This is a genomic window from Actinomyces sp. 565 (assembly GCF_010365615.1).
Taxonomy (GTDB): domain Bacteria; phylum Actinomycetota; class Actinomycetes; order Actinomycetales; family Actinomycetaceae; genus Actinomyces.
In genome coordinates this window covers 1-1,601 of record NZ_PIZD01000074.1, presented here as the reverse complement: position 1 = coordinate 1,601, position 1,601 = coordinate 1, and the positions used below count along the sequence as shown (strand labels likewise).

The window sequence follows — 1,601 nt, the reverse complement described above, 5'->3', positions numbered from 1 at the left end:
CTGCCACAGCTCGTTAGCGCTGGTACGCGTGAACCGCTTGAAAGACACCCGCGGGCGCTTGCGTGGCGCCGGGACCACGAGGGTGTCAGATTGTTTGTGTAAGGGGTGGTGGGCTGGTCTGTAAGGAGATGAGACTGTGAGTGTGAATGTGAATGAGGAGCGGGCTGCGGCTGGTGAGCGGCAGCGTAAGGTCGCTGAGGAGTTGAAGGCCTCGGGCGCGTTGGATGAGATCTTCGCGCAGATCGATGCCGGTACCCCGTTGACTGGAGAGGATGGCCTGCTGACCGGCGTGCTCAAGGCGGCCTTGGAGCGGGGTCTTGAGGCCGAGCTGACCAGCCACTTGGGCTATGAGAAGGGCGCTGCGGACGCCGCGGCGCATCCCAACTCCCGAAACGGCACCAGCCGTAAGACGATCAGCACCGAGGTCGGGGATGTCGACCTGGACGTGCCGCGGGACAGAGCCGGCACCTTCGCGCCGATGCTGGTACCCAAGGGACAACGCCGCCTGGACGGCCTGGACGGGATGATCATCAGCCTGTACGCCGGCGGAATGACGGTGCGGGACATCCAGCACCATCTGGCCTCGACCATCGGCACCGAGCTGAGCCACGAGACGATCAGCAAGATCACCGACCAGATCGGCGAGGAGGTCCTGGCCTGGCAGCACCGGCCGCTGGAGTCTCTCTACCCGGTGATCTACCTGGACGCGATCGTGGTCAAGATCCGTGACGGAGCCCATGTTTCCAACCGGGCCGCCCACATCGCCGTTGGCGTGGACATGGACGGAATCAAGCACGTGCTGGGGATCTGGGTACAGGCCCATGAGGGGGCGAAGTTCTGGGCCGGGGTGTGCGCCGAGCTGGCCAACCGCGGCGTCGTAGGGGCGTGCTGATCGTGTGCCGGGTGGGCTGACCGGGTTCCCCGAGGCGATCGAGGCGACCTGGCCGCAGGCCACCGTCCAGACCTGCGTGGTGCACCTGATCCGGGCCGCCACACGGTTCGTGTCCTACAAGGACCGCAAGGCCGTGTGCACCGCCCTGCGGCCGATATACCAGGCCGCCAACGAGGAGGCCGCCCTGGAGGCCCTGGCGGCCTTCGAGACCAGCGAACTCGGCCAGCGTTACCCGGCGGCGGTCAAGACCTTCACCGACGCCTGGGAGCGGTTCACGCCGTTCCTGGCGTTCCCGCCGATGCTGCGCCGGGTCATCTACACAACCAACTCCATCGAGTCGCTGAACTACCAGCTGCGCAAGGTGTCGAAGAACCGGGGACAGTTCCCCTCCGACGCCGCCGCGGTGAAGCTGCTGTGGCTGGCGATCTGCAACATCGAGGACAAGCGCGCCAGACAGCGCGAGAAGGAGAAGAACCTACCCGCCAGCAAACGCAAAGCCAAGGGCCGGCTCGTGGAAGGAGCGGTAACCACCAACTGGAAACAAGCCCTCCAACAGCTGGCCCTGGCCTACCCGGAACGAATCAACCCCCACCTGTGACCCAGCCCACTTACACAAACATATTGACAGGCTCGGGACCACCAGCCCCATGGCCCGCATGCGCCTGGCAATAGTCGCCCGCGACGGGGCCGGGTTTGCCCCCGCCCCGGA

General features: G+C 65.8%; 1 pseudogene. It reads left to right on the top strand.

The features are described 5' to 3' along the window. Positions 1 to 220 precede the first annotated feature (220 nt). Positions 221 to 1,490: pseudogene (locus tag GZ997_RS12140) on the top strand (IS256 family transposase). Positions 1,491 to 1,601 lie beyond the last annotated feature (111 nt).